At 74.4% G+C, this 18,755-nt stretch carries 21 protein-coding genes; 13 read left to right on the forward strand and 8 right to left on the reverse strand.

All coding sequences use genetic code 11. The features are described 5' to 3' along the window. Positions 1–23: 23 nt before the first annotated feature. The gene (locus D7294_RS15230) at positions 24–782 is read right to left on the reverse strand and encodes an SDR family oxidoreductase (RefSeq protein WP_120679809.1); all 759 of its coding nucleotides are present in this window, start codon (positions 780–782) and stop codon (positions 24–26) included. A 546-nt stretch (positions 783–1,328) separates the two neighbouring features. Between D7294_RS15230 and D7294_RS15235 the strand changes: the two genes are divergently transcribed. Together D7294_RS15235 and ygfZ are read left to right on the forward strand one after the other, a co-directional pair. Next, complete coding sequence (locus D7294_RS15235) at positions 1,329–1,841, forward strand: Fur family transcriptional regulator (protein WP_120679811.1); 513 nt, start codon at positions 1,329–1,331, stop codon at positions 1,839–1,841. An 81-nt stretch (positions 1,842–1,922) separates the two neighbouring features. Beyond that, the gene (ygfZ, locus tag D7294_RS15240) at positions 1,923–2,909 is read left to right on the forward strand and encodes a CAF17-like 4Fe-4S cluster assembly/insertion protein YgfZ (protein WP_120679813.1); all 987 of its coding nucleotides are present in this window, start codon (positions 1,923–1,925) and stop codon (positions 2,907–2,909) included. A 135-nt stretch (positions 2,910–3,044) separates the two neighbouring features. Here ygfZ and dtd read toward each other — a convergent pair whose 3' ends face one another. Next, a complete protein-coding gene (gene dtd / locus D7294_RS15245; protein ID WP_120680010.1) occupies positions 3,045–3,470 on the reverse strand; it encodes a D-aminoacyl-tRNA deacylase in 426 nt (141 codons plus the stop codon). A 154-nt stretch (positions 3,471–3,624) separates the two neighbouring features. Between dtd and D7294_RS15250 the strand changes: the two genes are divergently transcribed. The 3 genes from D7294_RS15250 (at position 3,625) to D7294_RS15260 (ending at position 6,462) form a co-directional block, all read left to right on the forward strand. Then, positions 3,625–4,149 carry an RsiG family protein gene (locus tag D7294_RS15250; protein WP_120679815.1) on the forward strand — a complete coding sequence of 175 codons (525 nt, stop codon included), beginning with the start codon at positions 3,625–3,627 and terminating at the stop codon, positions 4,147–4,149. Positions 4,150–4,209: 60 nt separating this feature from the next. Further along, positions 4,210–5,142 carry an asparaginase gene (locus D7294_RS15255; protein WP_120679817.1) on the forward strand — a complete coding sequence of 311 codons (933 nt, stop codon included), beginning with the start codon at positions 4,210–4,212 and terminating at the stop codon, positions 5,140–5,142. 75 nt (positions 5,143–5,217) lie between these two features. Beyond that, positions 5,218–6,462, forward strand: coding sequence for a GNAT family N-acetyltransferase (locus D7294_RS15260; RefSeq protein ID WP_120679819.1), 1,245 nt, complete (start codon positions 5,218–5,220; stop codon positions 6,460–6,462). A gap of 17 nt (positions 6,463–6,479) precedes the next feature. Here D7294_RS15260 and D7294_RS15265 read toward each other — a convergent pair whose 3' ends face one another. Next, on the reverse strand, positions 6,480–6,665 hold the full coding sequence (locus D7294_RS15265) for a hypothetical protein (protein ID WP_120679821.1): 186 nt from the start codon (positions 6,663–6,665) through the stop codon (positions 6,480–6,482). A 155-nt stretch (positions 6,666–6,820) separates the two neighbouring features. Between D7294_RS15265 and D7294_RS15270 the strand changes: the two genes are divergently transcribed. The 6 genes from D7294_RS15270 to D7294_RS15295 all read left to right on the forward strand — a co-directional run bounded on the left by D7294_RS15270 (position 6,821) and on the right by D7294_RS15295 (position 10,972). Next, positions 6,821–7,687 (forward strand): GntR family transcriptional regulator, encoded by an 867-nt coding sequence (locus tag D7294_RS15270; RefSeq protein ID WP_120679823.1) that lies wholly within the window; start codon positions 6,821–6,823, stop codon positions 7,685–7,687. Further along, the gene (locus D7294_RS15275) at positions 7,688–8,380 is read left to right on the forward strand and encodes an HAD family hydrolase (RefSeq protein ID WP_120679825.1); all 693 of its coding nucleotides are present in this window, start codon (positions 7,688–7,690) and stop codon (positions 8,378–8,380) included. Between the two features lie 144 nt (positions 8,381–8,524). Then, positions 8,525–9,604 (forward strand): aminoglycoside phosphotransferase family protein, encoded by a 1,080-nt coding sequence (locus D7294_RS15280; RefSeq protein ID WP_241562393.1) that lies wholly within the window; start codon positions 8,525–8,527, stop codon positions 9,602–9,604. Between the two features lie 150 nt (positions 9,605–9,754). Further along, positions 9,755–10,174: an ankyrin repeat domain-containing protein gene (locus tag D7294_RS15285; protein WP_120679829.1), complete on the forward strand. Its 420-nt coding sequence runs from the start codon at positions 9,755–9,757 to the stop codon at positions 10,172–10,174. A 103-nt stretch (positions 10,175–10,277) separates the two neighbouring features. Further along, positions 10,278–10,547: a hypothetical protein gene (locus D7294_RS15290; RefSeq protein ID WP_120679831.1), complete on the forward strand. Its 270-nt coding sequence runs from the start codon at positions 10,278–10,280 to the stop codon at positions 10,545–10,547. Next, positions 10,544–10,972, forward strand: a complete 429-nt coding sequence (locus D7294_RS15295; protein ID WP_120679833.1) for a hypothetical protein — start codon at positions 10,544–10,546, stop codon at positions 10,970–10,972. Before D7294_RS15290 ends, D7294_RS15295 begins: the two co-directional genes overlap by 4 nt. A gap of 72 nt (positions 10,973–11,044) precedes the next feature. Here the strand turns inward: D7294_RS15295 and D7294_RS15300 are convergent, their stop codons facing one another. The 5 genes from D7294_RS15300 to D7294_RS15320 form a co-directional block, all read right to left on the reverse strand. Continuing rightward, a complete protein-coding gene (locus D7294_RS15300) occupies positions 11,045–11,824 on the reverse strand; it encodes an ABC transporter permease (RefSeq protein WP_120679835.1) in 780 nt (259 codons plus the stop codon). Then, complete coding sequence (locus D7294_RS15305) at positions 11,821–12,843, reverse strand: ABC transporter ATP-binding protein (RefSeq protein ID WP_206619510.1); 1,023 nt, start codon at positions 12,841–12,843, stop codon at positions 11,821–11,823. The genes D7294_RS15300 and D7294_RS15305 overlap by 4 nt, the downstream gene beginning before the upstream one ends. Before the next feature lie 234 nt (positions 12,844–13,077). Continuing rightward, a complete protein-coding gene (locus tag D7294_RS15310; RefSeq protein WP_120679837.1) occupies positions 13,078–13,758 on the reverse strand; it encodes a PadR family transcriptional regulator in 681 nt (226 codons plus the stop codon). A 143-nt stretch (positions 13,759–13,901) separates the two neighbouring features. Then, complete coding sequence (locus D7294_RS15315) at positions 13,902–14,855, reverse strand: NADP-dependent oxidoreductase (protein ID WP_120680014.1); 954 nt, start codon at positions 14,853–14,855, stop codon at positions 13,902–13,904. A 477-nt stretch (positions 14,856–15,332) separates the two neighbouring features. Next, positions 15,333–16,919: an MDR family MFS transporter gene (locus D7294_RS15320; RefSeq protein WP_120679839.1), complete on the reverse strand. Its 1,587-nt coding sequence runs from the start codon at positions 16,917–16,919 to the stop codon at positions 15,333–15,335. A gap of 112 nt (positions 16,920–17,031) precedes the next feature. Between D7294_RS15320 and D7294_RS15325 the strand changes: the two genes are divergently transcribed. Together D7294_RS15325 and D7294_RS15330 are read left to right on the forward strand one after the other, a co-directional pair. Next, positions 17,032–17,628: a TetR/AcrR family transcriptional regulator gene (locus D7294_RS15325; RefSeq protein WP_120679841.1), complete on the forward strand. Its 597-nt coding sequence runs from the start codon at positions 17,032–17,034 to the stop codon at positions 17,626–17,628. 243 nt (positions 17,629–17,871) lie between these two features. Further along, entirely contained in the window at positions 17,872–18,732 is an 861-nt protein-coding gene (locus tag D7294_RS15330) for an aldo/keto reductase (RefSeq protein ID WP_120680016.1), read from the forward strand. Positions 18,733–18,755: the final 23 nt, after the last annotated feature.

Consider the following 18,755-nt stretch of genomic DNA (forward strand, 5'->3'; position numbering starts at 1 on the left):
CGGGGCCCGCGCGCCGGGTCGGGTCACAGGGCGCGCAGCTGGCCGCCGTCGACCGCGATCAGGGAACCGGTGACGTACCCGGCGGCCGGGGAGAGCAGGAAGGCCGCCACCCGGCCGAACTCCTCCGGCTGTCCGTAGCGCCGCAGCGGGATCGACTCGGTGATCCTGGCCCTGGCCGCCGGATCGGCCGCCGCGTCCAGCTGCCGGGTCCTGTCGGTGGCGATGCGCCCGGGCAGCAGCCCGAAGACCCGTACCCCGCGCGGCCCGAACTCGTCCGCCATGTCCTTGGCCACCATCGCGAGCCCGGGGCGCAGCCCGTTGGAGATGCCGAGGCCGCCGATCGGGGAACGCGCCGAGGAGGACAGCACGAGGCCGATCGCGCCGCCCTCCGGCGGCAGGCTTTCCGCCACCGTGCGGGCGACCCGGACGGCCCCGAGGAAGACGCTCTCGAAGGCGGCCCGCCACTGCTCGTCGGTGGCCCCCGCGGCCGTGCCGGGCGGCGGCCCGCCCACCGAGACCAGGGCACCGTCCACCCGGCCGAAGCCCTCCCCGGCCGCGGTCACCAGGCGTTGCGCCGCCTGCGGGTCGGCCAGGTCGGCGCCGAGGCCCAGGGCGCTTTCCCGGCCGCCGAGCCGGGCCGCGGCCTGCCGGGCACCCGCTTCGTCCCTGGCGCCCACCACCACCCGCGCGCCCTCGGCCACGAGCTGCGCCGCGGTGGCGTGGCCCAGGCCCCTGCTGCCGCCGGTGACGAGGTACACCCGCCCTGCCAGACCGAGATCCACCGACCCGCTCCCTTCCCTTCACCCGCCGGGGCGCCCATGTTCCCAGCCCGCCCCCGGCCGGCTCGACGCGGGGCGCGGGACGCGCCGCGCGGCGCCGGCGGCTACGCTGCGGTGCAGTGGCGGCCCACGGTCGTTCGCCCGGGCGACCGGCGGGCGGCCCGGGGGCCACGGCCGTCCTCGGGGCGCCCGCGGAGTTTCCTCCCGCGGTGCGCGCCGTGCGGCCCTCCCGGACGGGGGCGGTCCTTACGGCGGCTTGACACCGCGCGCCGCATGATGGGTAACGCCTCCTCGCACGGACCCCGCCGAATCCCCTCGGGCGGGGTCCGTGCCCTTCTCCGGCCCCTGCCGCGGCAGGGGCCGGAGCCCGGCCGCCGCCCCGGGCTCAGGCCCTGGTCACCGCCCTGGTCTCCGCCCCGGGTGCGGCGGTGCGCGCTCGCCGCGCCCGCCCTCGCGGGGCCCGCGCTTCCCGCCCCCGCGCCCCGTCGCGGCTCCGCGCGCTCCGTCGCGGCGGCGTCCCCACCCGCGGCTGCCTCCTACACTGGTGGCGTGGTGAGCACCGACTGGCAGGAAGATCTGCGCAGCCGCGGTTACCGGCTGACGCCGCAGCGGCAGCTGGTGCTCGAAGCTGTCGACAGGCTGGAGCACTCCACGCCCGAGGACATCCTCGCCGAGGTCCGCCGCACCGCGGGGGGCGTCAACATCTCGACGGTGTACCGGACGCTGGAGCTGCTCGAGGAGCTCGGGCTCGTCTCGCACGCCCACCTCGGGCACGGCGCCCCGACCTACCACCTCGCCGAGCGCCACCAGCACCTGCACCTGATGTGCCGGGACTGCGGCACGGTGATCGAGGCGGGCCTCGACCTGGCCGAGCCCTTCGCCGAGCGGCTGCGGGACCGCTTCGGCTTCGACACCGACCTGCGGCACTTCGCGATCTTCGGCCGGTGCCGGGACTGCGCCGCCACCGGCCACGGGCCAGGGGAGCCGGAGGGCCGGGAGTCCGGCAGGACCCCGGAGGAGGCCGGAAGGAACCGCGCGCCCCAGGACGGCCCCGCCTCCTAGGAGGGCCGCGGGCGCCGGGAGGGCCCAAGCGGTCCCACGACCCCCACCGGGAAGGGACCGGCACGCCGTACGCTTGACCGTATGCCGTCCTCCGTGCTGCCCTACGCCAGTCCCCTGCTCTCCCTGCCCCGAGCCGTGCCCGCCGAGGGGCTCGACGCGGGGGTGGCCGCCCACTACGGCGACCTGTTCCGCGAGCAGCGCGCGCTGGCCGCGGGCGAGGGCATGGTCGACCTCTCGCACCGCGAGGTCGTCACCGTCGCCGGACCCGACCGGCTGAGCTGGCTGCACCTGCTGCTCACCCAGCACGTCGCGGACCTGCCGCCAGGGCACGCGACGGAGGCGCTGATCCTCTCCCCCAAGGGACACATCGAGCACGTGCTCTACCTGGTCGACGACGGCGAGACGACCTGGGCGCACACCGAGCCGGGCGCGGCCGGGGCGCTGCTCGCCTACCTGGAGAGCATGAAGTTCTTCTACCGGGTGGAAATCGCCGACCGCACGGCGGAGTTCGCGGTGGTCCACCTGCCCGCGGGGTCGATCGCCGAGGTCCCGGCGGGCACCGTCGTGCGGGAGACGGCCCACGGCCGGGACGTCTTCCTGCCGCGCGGCGAGCTGGCGGCGTTCGCGGACGGGCACGCCCCGCCGGCCGGGATGCTCGCCTACGAGGCGCTGCGGGTGGAGGCGCACCGCCCGCGGCTCGGCCGGGAGACCGACCACCGCACCATCCCGCACGAGCTCGGCTGGCTGGACACCGCGGTCCACCTGGACAAGGGCTGCTACCGCGGCCAGGAGACGGTGGCCAGGGTGCACAACCTGGGCCGGCCCCCGCGGCGGCTCACGTTCCTGCACCTCGACGGCAGCGAGGTGCGGCTGCCCGAGCCGGGGGACCCGGTGCGGCTGGCCGCGGAGGGGCCCGAGGGGCGGCAGCTCGGCTTCGTCACCACCTCGGCCAGGCACCACGAGCTCGGCCCGATCGCCCTCGCCCTGCTGAAGCGGAACGTGCCGGTGGACGCGGAACTGCTCGCCGGCGAGACCCCGGCGGCCCAGGAGGTCGTCGTCGAGCCGTAACGGGCCCGCGCGCGGGGGGCGTTGGGGGCGCCCGGCCGCTCCCGGGGCGCACCCTGTGCCCCCGTCCGTGGCCCGTGTCCCCCGTCCGTGGCCCGTGCCCCCGCCCGGCGCCTGCCGTGCGGGGCCGCCGGTGGCTCAGATTTCGAGCAGGACGGTGAACGGGCCGTCGTTCGTCAGCGTCACCCGCATCTGCGCGCCGAAGCGCCCGGTGGCCACCTCGGCGCCCAGGGCACGCAGTTCGGCGCACACCGCCTCGACCAGCGGCTCGGCCACCTCGCCCGGCGCGGCGGCCTGCCAGGTGGGCCGGCGCCCCTTGCGGGCGTCACCGTAGAGGGTGAACTGCGAGACGACGAGCAGCGGGGCGCCCGTGTCGGAGCAGGACTTCTCCCCGTCAAGCACGCGCAGCGTCCACAGCTTGCGCGCCAGTTTCGCCGCCGTCTGCGGCGTGTCCCCGTGCGTGGCGCCGACCAGCACACACAGGCCCTGGCCGGAGATCTCACCGACAGTCTCGCCGTCCACCCGGACGGCCGCGCCGTCCACTCGCTGTACCACCGCTCGCATGCAGGCCATCATGCCGGAACGTTCCGTCTCGGCCGCGCGTGCGCCGGATGGGTGCGGACCCGCTGCAAACGCCGGGTACACAGTGACACGATGCGTGTCACGGGGTACGTACCGCGCGGCACCGCACCGAACGGGGACGAGGGGAAAAATCCGCATGATCACACCGGGTTCAGGACTGCGACGGCGTGCCGCCCCACCCGAGGCACGCGACCTGCGTGCGCTGCGCATGGCGGAGCTGCGCGGGCTGCGGCGCTCGGCGCAGCGCGAGGAGGCCGATCTCAGCTTCGTGCGGCGGCTGTTGCAGGGCCGCATCGACATCCTGGAGGCCGAGCGGCGCCGCCGGGTGGGCCAGGAGGCCGTGCTGCTCGACCAGTTGCCGCGGATTCTGGCCGACGCGCCGGCCCGGCAGCGTTCCTCCGCGCGGCACGTGACGCTGGGCATGCCCTCAGGCGAGGAGTACCGGGAGTTCACCGCCCGGATGCTGGACGAGGTCGGGCTCTCCGACCTCGCCTCGCTGGACGACGAGGAGTTGCGCGCGGCGCTGATGCGCCTGGCCAGGTACGAGAAGGACGTCTCGCGGCGGCGGCAGGCCCTGCACCGGACGGCGGACGAGTGCGGGGCCGAAATCGCCCGCAGGTACCGTGAGGGCGAGGCGCAGGTGGACGACCTGCTGTCCTGAGGCCGGGCCGCGGTGCCCGGCCGCCGCGCACCACCCTGGCACCGCCCGAAAGGCCCGCTCATGACCGCCAACGCCCCCGGGGCCTCCCCGGCCCCCGTCCTCGCCGAGGTCGTTCGCTCCGGATTCGTGGAGGGGAGGCACCGGGGCTCGCTCGTGGTCCTCGCCCCCGACGGCTCGGTGGATCGGGCCCTCGGGGACGTGGACTCCCCCGTCTTCCCGCGGTCGAGCAACAAGCCGATGCAGGCCACCGCGGTGCTGCGGGCCGGCCTCGAACTCTCCGGGGAGCGGCTGGCGCTCGCCGCGGCCAGCCACTCGGGGGAGGACTTCCACCAGCGGCTGGCGGCCGCGATGCTGGCCGAGCACGGCCTGGACGAGGACGCGTTGCGCTGCCCCGAGGACGGGCCGCAGCGGCGCCGGCTGGCGATGAACTGCTCGGGCAAGCACGCCTCGATGCTGGCGGCCTGCGTCGCCCGCGGCTGGCCGGTGGAGAGCTACACCGAGCCGGGGCACCCGCTGCAGCTGCTGGTCCGCGAGACGATCGAGGAGTTCACGGGCGAGCCGGTGGCGCACGTGGGCGTGGACGGCTGCGGGGCGCCGCTGTTCGCCTTCTCGCTGACCGGACTCGCCCGCGCCTTCCGGGCGTTCGTCCTGGCCGCCCCGGGCAGCCGGGAGCGCCGGGTGGCCGACGCGATGCGGGCGCACCCGGAGTACGTCGGCGGCACCGGCCGGCTCGACACGCTGCTGATGCGGGCCGTGCCCGGGGTGCTGGCCAAGGGCGGCGCGGAGGGCGTGCAGGCGGTGGCGCTCCCGGACGGCCGGGCGCTGGCGTTCAAGATCGAGGACGGCGCCGCCAGGGCCCGCGGCCCGGTGCTGGCCGCGGCGCTCGCCGGGCTCGGCGTGGACGCCGCCTCGATCCCGCGGGAGCCGGTGCTCGGCGGCGGCCGGGAGGTGGGCGAGATCAGGGCGGCCGGGCAGGTCGGGACGGCCCCGTGACGGTGGCCCCGGGGGGCCGCGGGGCGGGCGGAAACCTCGTGGCGGGGGCCATGGCACCGCCGTAGCCTCGGCCGCATGGCACTGAACACGCGTTTCATCTCCGAATCCCCCTCCGACATCGACGCCTGGGTGCGCGCGGTCTACACCGGCTTCTTCACCCCACCCGAGCTGATCACCCACATGGAGGAGCGCCGCGCCAAGCAGGACTTCTCGCGGGCGCGCGGGGTCTTCGACGGGGACCGGTGCGTGGCGACGTTCCGCAGCTTCGACCAGGAGCTGACGGTGCCGGGCGGCGCGATCGTCACCTCGAACGCCGTGTCCGCGGTGACCGTCGCGGCCACCCACCGGCGGCGCGGCCTGCTCAGCGGGCTGATGACCGAGGACCTGGCCGCGGCCAGGGAGCGGGGCGCCGCGGCGGCCACGCTGATCGCGGCCGAGTACCGGATCTACGGGCGCTTCGGCTTCGGCCCCGCCGCCTCGGCCGCGCGCTGGGAGGTGGACGTGCACCGGGCCGGTCTCGACCCGCGCTGGACGCTGCCCGGGGCCGAGGGGAGCCTGGCGTTCGCGGACGCCGAGGAGGTGCGCAAGCTGGGGCCCGAGCTGCACGAGCGGTTCCGGCGCGGCCGGGCGGGGGCGGTGCACCGGCCGCCGCTGTGGTGGGAGCGCAACACCGGGGCGGTGCGCTTCGACCCGGAGCCGTGGAAGGAGCGGTTCTGGGTGCTGCACCGGGACGCCGAGGGCGTGCCGCAGGGCCTGGCCGCGTTCCGGGTCGAGGAACGTTCGGTGAACGGGGCGCCGAACACCCGGGCGACGGTCATGGGCCTGCTGGCCGCGACGCCGGCCGCCGAGCGCGCGCTGTGGCGCTTCCTGCTGTCGATCGACTGGCTGGCCACCCTCGACACGGGCATGTGCGACCCCGACTCGCTGCTGCCGGGGCTCCTTCCCGACCCGCGGGCGGCGCTGCTGAAGGAGCAGGCCGACTTCCTGTGGCTGCGCCCGCTGGACGTGCCGCGGCTGCTCGAGGCCCGCGGCTATGCGGCCGAGGGCAGCCTGGTGCTGGACATCCGTGACCCACTGGGACTGTCCGGCGGGCGTTTCCTGCTCGACGCGGGGCCGGAGGGGGCGAGTTGCGCGCCGACCTCGCGGCCCGCCGACCTGACCCTCGGCGCCGGCACGTTCGCCAAGCTGTACCTGGGCGAGGTCACGGCGGCGAAGCTGGCGGCGCTCGGCGAGCTCGACGAGGACACGGCGAGGGCGTCGGACCGGGCGGATCTGCTGTTCCGCACCGGCCGACGCCCCTGGTGTCCCGACGGTTTCTGAGCGTCCCCGCCGCCTCGCTAGACGGAGACCACCGCCAGCGTCATGAGTACCGTCGTGCCCACGCATGCGCAGGTGAAGTTGCGCTTGTTCAGCCCGGTCCGCAGGATCAGCAGGCCGATCAGGCCCGGCAGACCCCATTGGATGTCGACTGCCCGCTCCACCGCGATGCCGAGGGCCGCCACGGCGATCGTGGAAACGAGCATGATCCCTCCTCACATCACGTCAACTATGCTTAAGTCTTGGGAAGTTGGCTAAGTTGGCAACCAACTATACGCTTGTTTTCCCCAGTTGGCGGCCAATCGGAAACGTCCTCTTATCAACCTTCCGGATCTGGCCGAAAGTTGTATGGTGTTGAGCCGTGAGTCAGGAGATCGCCCCGGACAGCGATGCCGCGCAACCTCCCGGTGACCCGCTCTCTCCCGACCACCTCGCGGGGGTGCTGCGTGAGCGCATACGCAAGGGGGAGCTGCCGGAGCACGCCCGGCTGCCCACCCAGCGGGCTCTCGTGGAGGAGTTCGGCACCAACCGCACCACCGTTCGCCAGGCCCTCGCCATCCTGGAACGCGAGGGCTACCTCAGCGCACGGGGCCGCGGCGCGCCCGCCGTGGTCTCCGTGCCGGGGAAGGAGGGGCCGCGGCCGGCCAGTGCGGAGGTGGCCGACCGGATCGCGGTGGCCTTCCACGCCGACGACATCTCCATCGACGCCTTCTGCCTCACCACCGAGACCCTCAACTCGGCCCTGGCGGCGCCCCTGATCGCCATCTCGGCAGGGGAGTTGACCCCGAACTCCATCTCCATCCGGGTGCTGCTGCCCGACCCCGAGGCGCCCCTCGCCTACCCCAGGCTGGTGTCCGACCCCCGGGACCGGCGCCCGCTCCACCGGCTGCGCGAACTCACCAGGACCTTCTCCACCTCGCTGCGCCACCAGATGACCTCGCTCGCCGAGATGCAGCTGGTGCCCAAGGTCAACGTCGAGATTCGCGGGGTGCCGATCACCCCGGTGCAGAAGCTGTACCTCCTCAACGGCACCGAGGTCCTCAGCGCCTTCTACCGCGTGATCCCGAGGGTCGTGGAGTACCAGGACCAGCAACTCGAGATCTACGACGTGCTCGGCTTGAGTTCGAAAGTCTTCCGATCGTCTTCGGACACCGCATATGTTGAAGAGTCACAGCAGTGGTTCGAGTCCCTCTGGTCAACGCTAGCCCAACCGCTCACACTCGGTTAGATGAGGGAACTCATCAGTAACGCCCGCTGTGTTCTCTTCGACTTCGACGGACCGGTCTGCCGCCTCTTCGCGGTCCGCTCGGCGGCTTCCGTGGCCCGCCGGCTGCGCGAACTGGCCGTCGAGATGTCGCTTTCCCCCCTGCTGACGCCCGAGTTGCGGGCCTCGGACGATCCGCACCAGGTGCTGCGCGCCATCGCCGGGCGGCGTCCCGGGGCCGCGGTGGTCGGGCGCCTGGAGGGGGCCTTGGCGGACGAGGAGGTCGCGGCGGCGGCGACGGCCCACCCCACCCCCTACGCGGCGGCGCTCATCGCCGCCCTCTCCACCCGCGGCCGGCAGGTCGCCATCGCCACGAACAACTCACCCCGCGCGGCCGAGCACTACCTCAGCCGGCACAAGCTCTCCGGCTACGTCGGCGGCCGGGTGCACGGCAGATCGCGCGACATGGCGCTGCTGAAGCCGCACCCGGACTCCGTGCTGCGCGCCCTGGCCTCCACGGGCGCCCCCGCCCGGCAGGCCCTCATGATCGGCGACAGCGTCTCGGACCTGGTGGCGGCGCGTGCCGCCCGGGTGCCGTTCCTGGGCTACGCGCCCACCCCGCCCCTGGCCGAGGCGTTCGCCGCGGCCAGAGCGGAGCACGTGGTGAGCTCGCTTGAGCATGTGCTCACGGCGCTCATCGCCCCCAGTCTCGGGTGAGATGCACCCTTTTGAGCCATCGGCAGTGGCGCAAACGGGGCGTACCGTGCTGCTACTTGCAGGCGCCATTGTCGGGGGGAACCGCTCATGAGCCACCAGTTGCCTCGTCCTACCCTCCGGGGTAACCACCGCATCTGGCAGGTGATGGAGGCGGAGGGGGAACTCGCCGCCCTGGGTCGGCTGAAAGCCCCCCGGCCACGGCCGGGGGTGCACCGCTTCGACCCGCGCTGCTTCGACAACGAGGAGGACGTCCTCAGCCGGCTCGCCCTGCTCGGCATGGCGCGGATCGCCCCGGTGTACCGGCTCGGCGGGCCGGACGCCATCCAGGTGCACGGCTATATCGAGGGCGAGCCGCTCTCCGCGCTCCGCCCGCCGGGCACGGCCCTCAGCGGTCACGAACTCGCCCAGCTGGTCGAGCTGTTCGGCCGGCTCGCGGCCGTGCCGCCGGCGGCCTTCGCGCCGGTCCACCGCTGCCCCGTGGTGCTGCGGCCGCACACCACGGGGGAGTTTCTCCACGGCCTGGTGCGGTTCACCAGGCGGCGAGTGTACGCCGTCCACCGCCGCACGACGGGCGAGCTGTTCGCCGCGCTCGGCGTGCGGCCCGAGGTGCTCGCCGCGGACGGGCCGCTCGCGCGCGCCGCCGACCGGCTCACCGAGCGGCCCTTCGCCCTGCTGCACGGCGACCTGCACCGGGACAACCTCATCGTGGCCGAGGCCGACGGCCTGCTGTGGACCATCGACTGGGAACTGGCCCTGATCGGCGACCCCCTCTACGACCTGGCCACCCACCTGCACCTGATGCGCTACCCGGCCGCCCAGGAGAACGAACTGCTCACCCGCTGGGCGCGCATCGTGGAGGCCAACCTTCCCGGCGCCGCCGCGGGACTCGTCCGCGACCTGCCGCACTACCTCGCCTACAAGCGCGTCCAGTCGGTCTTCACCGACGTCATCAGGCAGGCCCTCGTCGTCCGGGCCACGCAGCCCGCCGAACTCGACGAGCAGCTGCCGCGGACGGCCGAGATGGTCAGCTCCGCGCTGCGCCGGGCCGCGCGCGTCCTCGGCCTGAGCCGGGTGCCCAGCCACCGGAGCGTCGAGGACGCCTACGCCGCCTGGTACCGCGACCCGGCCGTGCCGGCGCGGCCCCCCACGCCCGCCGCGCGGGCCCCCTTACCCGCGCTCGCCTTCTCGCCGGCCGCCCGGCGCCGCCGGCGGGCCGCGAGCTGAGCCGCCGCCCCTCGGCCCCGGGCGGGAACACCGGGGCCCGGCGGGCACACCGGGGGAATGCGGCGAGCATGTCCGCCGGAAGTACGTAGGCTTGATGGGCACGCAGCCGGCACCGCTCCCGTCTGCGCTTCGATCGAGGAGGACGTCCCCATGACCGGCCCGGAACCGGAGAGCAACGAGCCAGCCCACGATCCCGAGGTGCTCCAGCTCGCCGCGAAGATCTTCGACCTGGCCAGGCAGGGCGACACCGACACGGTCGCGGCCTACGTCGACGCCGGCGTCCCGCCGAACCTGAGCAACGACAAGGGCGACACGCTGCTGATGCTGGCGGCCTACCACGGCCACGCCGAGACCGTCCGGGTGCTGCTCGCCCGCGGCGCCGACCCCGGCCGGGGCAACGACCGCGGGCAGACCCCGATCGCCGGGGCCGTGTTCAAGGGCGCGGGGGACGTGGTGCGGACCCTGCTGGACGCCGGGGCCGATCCGGCCGCGGGCCAGCCCTCGGCAATCGACACCGCCCGCATGTTCGGCCGCGTCGAGCTTCTGGAGCTCTTCGGCGAGAAGAGCTGAGTCGTGCGCGGGCGCACGACTCGCAGGCCCCCGTGCGCCGCCACGCCTCCTCGGCACCCACCCCCGCCGACGCGCCTCCCGGGCACGGTGGTATAACTGCGGTATGACCCCACAGAAGCGATCCGCCAAGATCGCGATCAGCCTGCCGCCCGACCAGCTGGAGTACCTCAAGGCGGCCGAGGAGGCCGGCCGGGGCAGCGTCTCCGGGCACATCCAGCAGCTGATCCAGCAGGAGCGCGAGGCCGCCGACATCGAGGAGACCCTGCGCCGCCTCTTCGGCCAGGAGCGCCCGGGCGCCGAGCACACCGCCTGGGCCAGGCGAGCCCTGCGCATCGAGGAGGAGGACGACGCCGGGGCCGGCGCGGCCGCGTGAGCTCCGGCGACGCGCCCCCGGCCGCGGAGGCCGAGGCCATAGGGGGCCGCATCCTCGACACCAGCGCCCTGACCGCCGCCGCCCGGGGCAACCTCCACATGCAGGCCCTGCTCAGCCTGGCCCACCGGCACATCATCCCGCTGCTCGCCCCCGCCACCTGCGTGGCCGACGCCGCCGCCGACCTGCATCCCTTCGGCCGGGACGCGCTGACGGCGATACTGCGCTTCCCGCTGGTCACCCTCGCCGAGCTGACCGAGACCCAGGCCGTGGGCTCCGGCATTCTCCGCTCTGCCCACGCCCCCGCCGGCACCACCACGGGGCAGGTGGCCTACCTGGCCGCGGCCAGGCAGTGGCCGGTCATCACCTCGGCGCCCGGGCCGCTACGGACCCTCTACCCGAACATCGTGGTCGAGACCCTGCCCTGAGGAGCCGCCCGGGGACCCGCCTCCCCGGGGCCCGCCTCCCGGCGGGTCCCGGCGCCGCGGGCCGGCCGCCGGCTAGGCGGAGCGCTGGTAGGTGCGGAAGGCGCGGGTCGCCACCCAGGCCAGGACCGCGGTGAAGGCCGCGAGCAGGCCCAGGTGCCCGGCTATGGAGGGCCAGTCCCGGCCCTGGCCGCCGAGTGCCTCCCGGGAGGCCACCACCGCCCACTCGAAGGGATTGAACGCGGCCACGCGGTCCAGCCACCCCGCCGAGAGGCGGGTGTCCATCAGGGCCGAGCTGAGGAACATCAGCGGGATGGTCACGAGCTGCGAGAGGCCGATCAGCGCGTTCTGGCTGCGGGCCAGCAGCGCCGCCGCGTTCGACAGGGCGGAGAAGGAGGCGGTCAGCAGCATCGCCGCCAGGAGCAGCACGAGCACCCCCGGCGCCCCACCCCCGAACCGCGCCCCGCCGAGCAGGGCGACGGCCAGCACGATGAGCGTCTGCACCACCGTGAGCACCGCCTGGTAGACCAGCGTGGACACCATGAGCGCCCCGCGGCTGGCCGGCGAGGTGAGGAAGCGGTCCATCACGCCGCGCTCCATGTCCTGGACGTAGCTGGTGCCGGCCCAGGCGCTGCCGAAGAGCGCCATCATCATGACGATCCCCGGGGTGAGGAACTCCAGGTAGGAGGAGCCGCCCTCGAAGCCCGGGATGTCCACCACGGACGTGAACAGCTGCCCGAACAGCAGCAGCCAGGTGAGCGGCTGCACCACGTTCATCACGACGAACGCCGGGACCCGCCAGGCGGCGCGCAGCTGACGGAGGGTCAGCGCGCCGGTGTGCGCGAGGACGGTCACGCCGCCACCCCCTCGGCCTCCGCGCGGGCGTGGCGCTCCTCGGCGGCGGCGAAGCTGCGGCCGGTGTGCGCCAGGTAGACGTCGTCGAGGCTGGGCCGCGAGACGGTGGCGGACGCAACCGGGACCCCGGCCGCCTCCAGCGCGGCGAGCGCCTGGGGCAGCGCCGCGCCGCCGTCGTCCGCGCGGGCGTGCACCGCCCGCCCCACGATGCCGACCTCCCGGAAGACGGAGACCCCGCCGACGGCGGCGCGCGCCTCGGGCAGCCGGGCGCGGTCCCGCGGCTGCACCAGGACGGCGTCGCCCCGCAGCTCGCTCTTGAGCTGCTCCGGGCTGCCCTCGGCGACGACCCGGCCCCCGTCCACGATGGCCAGCCGGGCGGCGAGGCGGTCGGCCTCCTCCAGGTAGTGGGTGGTGAGCAGGACGGTCATCCGCTCCCCGGCGGCCATCCGCTCGATCTCCGCCCACATCTCGGCCCTGGCCTCCGGGTCGAGGCCGGTGGTGGGCTCGTCGAGGAACAGCACCCGGGGCCGGTGCATGAGGCCCACGGCGACGTCCAGCTTGCGGATCATGCCGCCGGAGTAGGTCTTCACCTGGCGGCGCGCGGCCCCGGCGAGGCCGAAGCGGTCCAGCAGCTCCTCGGCGCGCTCGCGCGCCCGGCGCGCCCCCATGCCGTGCAGGCGGCCGGCGAGCAGCAGGTTCTCCAGGCCGGTGTCCATCGGGTCCGACACCTGCTTCTGGGCGACGAAGCCGATGGCCCGCCGGACGCCCGCCGGGTCGGCGCCCACGTCGATGCCGGCGACGAAGGCCCTTCCGGAGTCGGCGCGGGCCAGGGTGGAGAGGATCTTGACGGTGGTGGACTTGCCGGCGCCGTTCGGCCCGAGCAGGCCGAACACGGTGCCGGGCGCGGCCTCGAAGCTGAGGCCGTCCAGGGCGGTGAGCGGCGGCTTGCCGCGGCCCTGGGGATAGGTCTTGACGAGGTCCCGGGCCGCCAGGGCGGGCCCGGATCGTGGCGTGCTCAACTACGGCTCCTCACGGGCTGGAGCCGTCCTTCGTGCGGGCGTGGCCCGTTAAGCTGGCCGTACGCGCTGAGACAGGAGTGGACTCGTTCACGAGGACGACTCGGTTGCGTGGTGGCTCGGACGTTGCCGCGTCCGGGCCACCGTTTTCTCGGTGCCGAGGGGCCTTGCCCCCCGGGTCGCGTGCTGTGCTTCCTGCGCGGTGTCCCTTCTCGTCTCCTCTTCCGGGGCGCCCGGTCAGCGGCGCTCCGCCTCCGGCTCCGCGGCCCGCTCCGGGGGCTGGTGCAGCTGGAGCTGCGCCTCGACCACCGGGACGCCCGCCCGGATCAGCTCGTGCATGTGGGTCCAGCCCTGGATGCCGCCGAGCCGTCCCGTCTCCACCCGGTCCAGCAGGCGGGCGACGAAGGCGCGCTCGGCCCGGGTCATGGCCGTCCGGTACTCGCTCTCGATCACGAACAGCTCGGGCAGGCCGAGGCCGGCGGCCTCCTCCTCCATCCGGCTCCGCTCGCCGAGCTCGGAGTCGAGCGCCGCGATCCGCTCGCGCAGCAGCGAGGCGACCTCGCCCGGCGGCAGTATGCCGATCATGGAGAGCCCGGCCTCGAAGGCCGGATACTCCTTCGCGGGCCTGCCGATGAGCTCCCGCATCCAGTCCCGCGCCTCCGCGCGGCCGCTGCCGGTGATCTCGTACACGACGCGCTCCGGGCGGTTCCCCGCGCGCTCGGTGCGGGCGGCCTCGATGAAGCCGTGCTTCTCCAGGGACTTGATGACCGCGTAGAGCGATCCGAAGTTGAGCCGGATGCTGTCCTCCTTGCCGCGCTCCTTGAGCGTGGTCGTGATCTCGTAGGGATACATCGGCCGCTCCCACAGGCAGACCAGGACGGCCAGCGCCAGCGGGTTGCTCACGGAACGACTTGGCATCTCCACCTCCTCACGCCCAGGGCGCCCTTCGCTCGACCTCGGATACTTTGAACAGAGTATTCAGCCCAGGATGCCCTGTCAAGAGTGAATCGGCCGGGCACCGCGGCGCCCGCGCCCCGCACCGGAAACCGGCCCGCGGGTCCTCACGCGGCCGCGCCCGGCAGCAGCACGACCTTCCCCGTGGTCCGCCCCGTCTCGATCATCCGGTGGGCCTCGGCGGCCTCGGCGAGCGGCAGCGTGGCGGCCACCTCGACCGAAAGCCGCCCCTCGGACACGAGGCGGCCGAGCGCGGCCAGCCCGGCCCGGTCCGGCTCCACGAGGAAGCCGGTGGCGCGCAGCCCGCGCTCGGCCGCCAGGGCGGCGGCCTCCGGGTCGAGCCCGCCCGGCACGGCGACCAGCAGGCCGCCGGGGCGCAGCACGTCGAGGGAGCGCCGCTGATTGCCGGGGCTGCCCACCAGGTCGACCACGAGATCCAGGTCGCCCACGGCCTCCTCGAAGGGCCCCGCCGTGTAGTCGACGGCCTCGTCCACGCCGCAGCGGCGCAGGAACGCGTGCTTGCCCGCCCGGGCCGTCCCCGTCACGTGCGCCCCGCGGGCCTTGGCGATCTGGACGGCCAGGTGCCCCACCCCGCCGGCCGCGGCGTGCACCAGCACCCGCCGGCCCGCCTCCACGCCGGCCGTGTCCACGAGGATCTGCCAGGCCGTCAGCGCCGCGAGGGGCAAGGCGGCCGCGGCCACGTGCCCGATTTCCGGGGGCTTGCGCACGAAGTGCCGCGAGGGCCCGGTGACGTACCCGGCGTAGGCGCCCGCCTCGTGCGGGAAGCGCGGCATGCCGAGGACCTCGTCGCCCGGGGCGAGCGTGGTGACGCCGTGGCCGACCTCCTCGACGACGCCCGACACGTCCCAGCCCACGGTGAAGGGGGGTTCGCCGAGCACGGCGGCCATGCCCTGGCCCGCCCTGGTCTTCGCGTCCACCGGGTTGACCCCGGCCGCCTCGACGCGCACCAGCACCTCGGTGGGCAGCGGCCGGGGCCGCTCGGCCTCGGTCAGGCGCAGTACCTCGGGCCCGCCGAATCGGTCCTGGGTGACGACCGGCATGCGCGCGGGCCGCGCCCCGGTGCCACGCCCCGTCCCGCCCGCCGTCCCGCCCCCGGCCTGCCCGCCGCCTGCCCCCTGCCCGCGGCCCCCGCCGCCCGCGCGGCCCGGGCCCGCGCCGCCGCCCGCCCCGCGGTGCGCCTCGCCCGCGCCGCCCCCGCCGTGTCCCTGCTGCTCGCCGTTGCCGGCCGTCCTGTCGGTCATGCGCCCCATACTGGGCGCTCCACCGGCGTGCGGCCCGGCGTACGGCAGCGGGCGTGGCGTACCTCCGCCGGGGCGCGCGCCGGCGCCCCGGCGAGGAACACGCCCTGGAGCACACGGGGAGGAACGCACCCCGGAGCGCCCGGCGAGGAACGCGCCCCCGGCCGCGCCGGCGGGGGCGCGGCCGGGCCCGGGCCGTGCCCGCACGGCAGAAAGGGCCGGGCCCGGAGTGACTCCGGGCCCGGCCCTTTCGCATGGCGCGGGTGCGCGCGCCGTTCGTCAGACCGGCTCGGCGAGGGCCTCGGTCTGCGGGCGCCCGCCCTCGGGGGCCGCGGCCTCCGGCTTGGGGCCGGCCCCGCGCAGCGCCACCTCCCTGACGAACAGCGCCAGGACGAAGGCGGCGATGGCGGTGACCGCCGCGAGCAGGAAGGCGGAGTGCGTTCCCGCGGCCACCGCGTGCTGGTAGGCGTCGCGGAGGTCGGCGGGCAGCGCGGCGATGCCGTCGGCGGTCAGCTGCGCGGACTCCGCGGTCGCGGCCCCGGCCGCCGCCCCGCCGCGTTCGGTCATCTCGTCCTGCACCGTGTTGGTGAACAGGGCGCCCATCACGGCCACCCCGAAGGAGCTGCCGAGCGTGCGGAAGAGCGTCGAGGTGGAGGAGGCCACGCCCATGTCCTTCATCTCCACGCTGTTCTGCGCGACCAGCATGGTGACCTGCATGAGGAAGCCCATGCCCGCGCCGAGCACCGCCATGTACAGGCCGGAGGTCACGCGCGAGGTGCCGACGTCCATCTGGGCGAGCAGGAACAGGCCGACGGTCATCAGCGCGGCGCCGATGATCGGCAGTGCCTTGTACTTGCCGGTGTTGGTGGTGATCCGCCCGGCGATCATCGAGACGGCCATCATCGACAGCAGCATCGGGAGCAGTTGCAGGCCGGAGTTGGTGGCCGAGGCGCCCTGCACCGCCTGCTGGAACAGCGGCAGGTAGAGCGTGCCGCCGAACATGACGAAGCCCGCGATGAAGCCGATCAGCGCCATCAGCGTGAAGTTCCTGCTGCGGAAGATGTGCAGCGGGACGACCGGCACGGCCGCCTTGGTCTCGGCGAACAGGAACGCGGCGAGGGAGACCGCGCCCAGCACGCTGAGGCCGATGATCTGCGCGGAGCCCCAGGCGTACTCGGAGCCGCCCCAGGTGGTGACGAGCACGATGGAGGTGATGCCCACGGTGAGCAGGGTCGCGCCCAGGTAGTCGATCCGGCCCGGGACCCGCTTCTTCGGCAGGTGCAGCACCGCCGTCACCATGGCGAGGGCTATCGCGCCCAGCGGGAGGTTGATGTAAAAGGTCCAGCGCCAGCCCCAGTTGTCGGTGATGAAGCCGCCGAGGGAGGGCCCGCCGATCATGGCCAGCGCCATGACGCCGGCCATCATGCCCTGGTACCTGCCGCGTTCCCGCGGCGGGATCAGGTCGCCGATGATCGCCATCACGCCGACCATCAGGCCGCCGGCGCCCAGGCCCTGGACGGCCCGGAAGGCGATCAGCTGGCCCATGTCCTGGGCCACGCCGGAGAGCGCCGAACCCACCAGGAAGATCACGATGGAGCTGAGGAAGGAGCCCTTCCTCCCGTACATGTCGCCGAGCTTGCCCCAGATGGGAGTCGAGGCGGCGGTGGCGAGCGTGTAGGCGGTGACCACCCAGGACAGGTGCTCCACGCCGCCCAGGTCACCGACGATGGTGGGCATCGCCGTGCCGATGATCATGTTGTCGAGCATCGCGAGCATGATCGCGATGAGGAGCGCCATCAGCACGACGCGCACGCTGCGCGCCTGCCCCTCCCCCGCGGGTGCCACGTCCTCGGTGTTCTGCGTCATATTCCCCGTTCCCTCGCCCTCCCGGCTTACTTGCCGCCCGGCTAGTGGTTACAGTTGAAGCTAAACCGGTCACTAGCCGGTCGTCAAGTAAGGACCTCGGGGAGCCCACGTGATGAGCAGCACAGCGCCTCAGCAGCGCCGGACCGACACGCGACAGCGCATTCAGGACGTTGCCCTGGAGCTGTTCTCGGAACAGGGCTATGAGAAGACCTCGCTGCGGGAGATCGCCGAGCGCCTCGACGTCACGAAGGCGGCCCTCTACTACCACTTCAAGACCAAGGAAGACATCCTCATCGGCATCTTCCGGGACCTGACCTCCCCGATGGACGAGCTGATCGCCTGGGCCGGCGAGCAGCCGCCCAGCCTGGAGACGAAGGCGGAGATCCTGCACCGCTACAGCCTCCTGCTGACCCGGGCGGCGCCGTTCATCCGCTTCATGCAGGAGAACCAGGCCGCGGTGCGCGAGCTGAGCATCGGCATGGACTTCCGCGAACGGCTGCTGCAGGTGCTCGCCCTGGTCCGCAACCCCGAGGGCAGCCTGAGCGACGACATGCGGTGCGTGAGCGCGATCCTCGCGATGCACGCCAGCATGCACATCGGCGTCTTCGGCCTGCGCGGCAACGAGGTCGGCGCCGAGGAACGCCGGCAGGCCGCGCTCGACGTGGCCATCGAGCTGGTGGCCACGGCCCACCGGGCCGCGGCCCCCTGACGGCGGCGACGGCAACGGCGGCCCCTGACGGCGGCAATGACAACGGCAATGACAACGGCAACGACCACGGCGCGGGCCGTTCACCCCTTCGGCTGATCGTGGGCCAAGCGGCGCCCGGCCCCACGCCTCACCCGTGCGCCGCGGGGCGCGCGGGTCCGGCTGGCCGCCGCGCCCGGCGCGCAGCAGACTGCGCTCGTGGCCGGCGAAGCGCCGGCGGCACAGGCGCGGACGGAGGAGATGCCCGTGCGGACCCGCACCATCGGCGACGTCGAGGTCTCTGCGATCGGTCTCGGCGAGATGCCGCTGTCCATCGAGGGCAGGCCGGACGAACGGCGCGCCCTCGCGACGATCCACGCCGCCCTCGACGCCGGCGTCACCCTGATCGACACCGCGGACGCCTACCACCGCGACGCGCACGAGACCGGGCACGGCGAGGCGCTGGTGGCCAGGGCGCTGGCCGCGTACGCGGGCGACACCTCGCGCGTCCTGGTCGCCACGAAGGGCGGCCTGACCCGCCCGGGGGACGGCACCTGGGACGTCGACGGGCGCCCCGAGCACCTGCGGCGGGCCTGCGAGGACTCGCTGGCGCGGCTCGGCGTGGAGGCCATCGGGCTCTACCAGTTCCACCGCCCCGACCCGGCCGTTCCCTTCGCCGACTCGATCGGCGCACTGGCGGAGCTGCTCGACGAGGGCAAGATCCGGCTGGCCGGCGTCTCGAACACCGACCCGGACCAGATCCAGGAGGCGTACGACCTGCTCGGCGGGCGGCTGGTCAGCGTGCAGAACCGGTTCTCGCCCGCCTTCCGCTCCAGCGAGCCCGAGCTGGAGACCTGCGCCCGGCTCGGGATCGCGTTCCTGCCCTACAGCCCGCTCGGCGGCATCGGCAGGGCGGGCGCGCTCGGCTCGCGGTTCGCCGCGCTGGGCGAGATCGCCGCCGCGCACGGCGTGAGCCCGCAGCGGGTGTGCCTGGCCTGGATGCTCGCCAAGGCGCCCGTGGTGATCCCGATCCCGGGTTCGAGCCGCCCCGAGACCATCGCCGACTCCGCCGAGGCCGCGGAACTCACCCTCACCGCCGAGGAGTTCGCGAGCATCGACGCCGTCTGAGCCCCTCGCCCCGCTCCCTTTCC

It is taken from the genome of Streptomyces hoynatensis, assembly GCF_003626535.1.
Classification (GTDB): domain Bacteria; phylum Actinomycetota; class Actinomycetes; order Streptomycetales; family Streptomycetaceae; genus Streptomyces; species Streptomyces hoynatensis.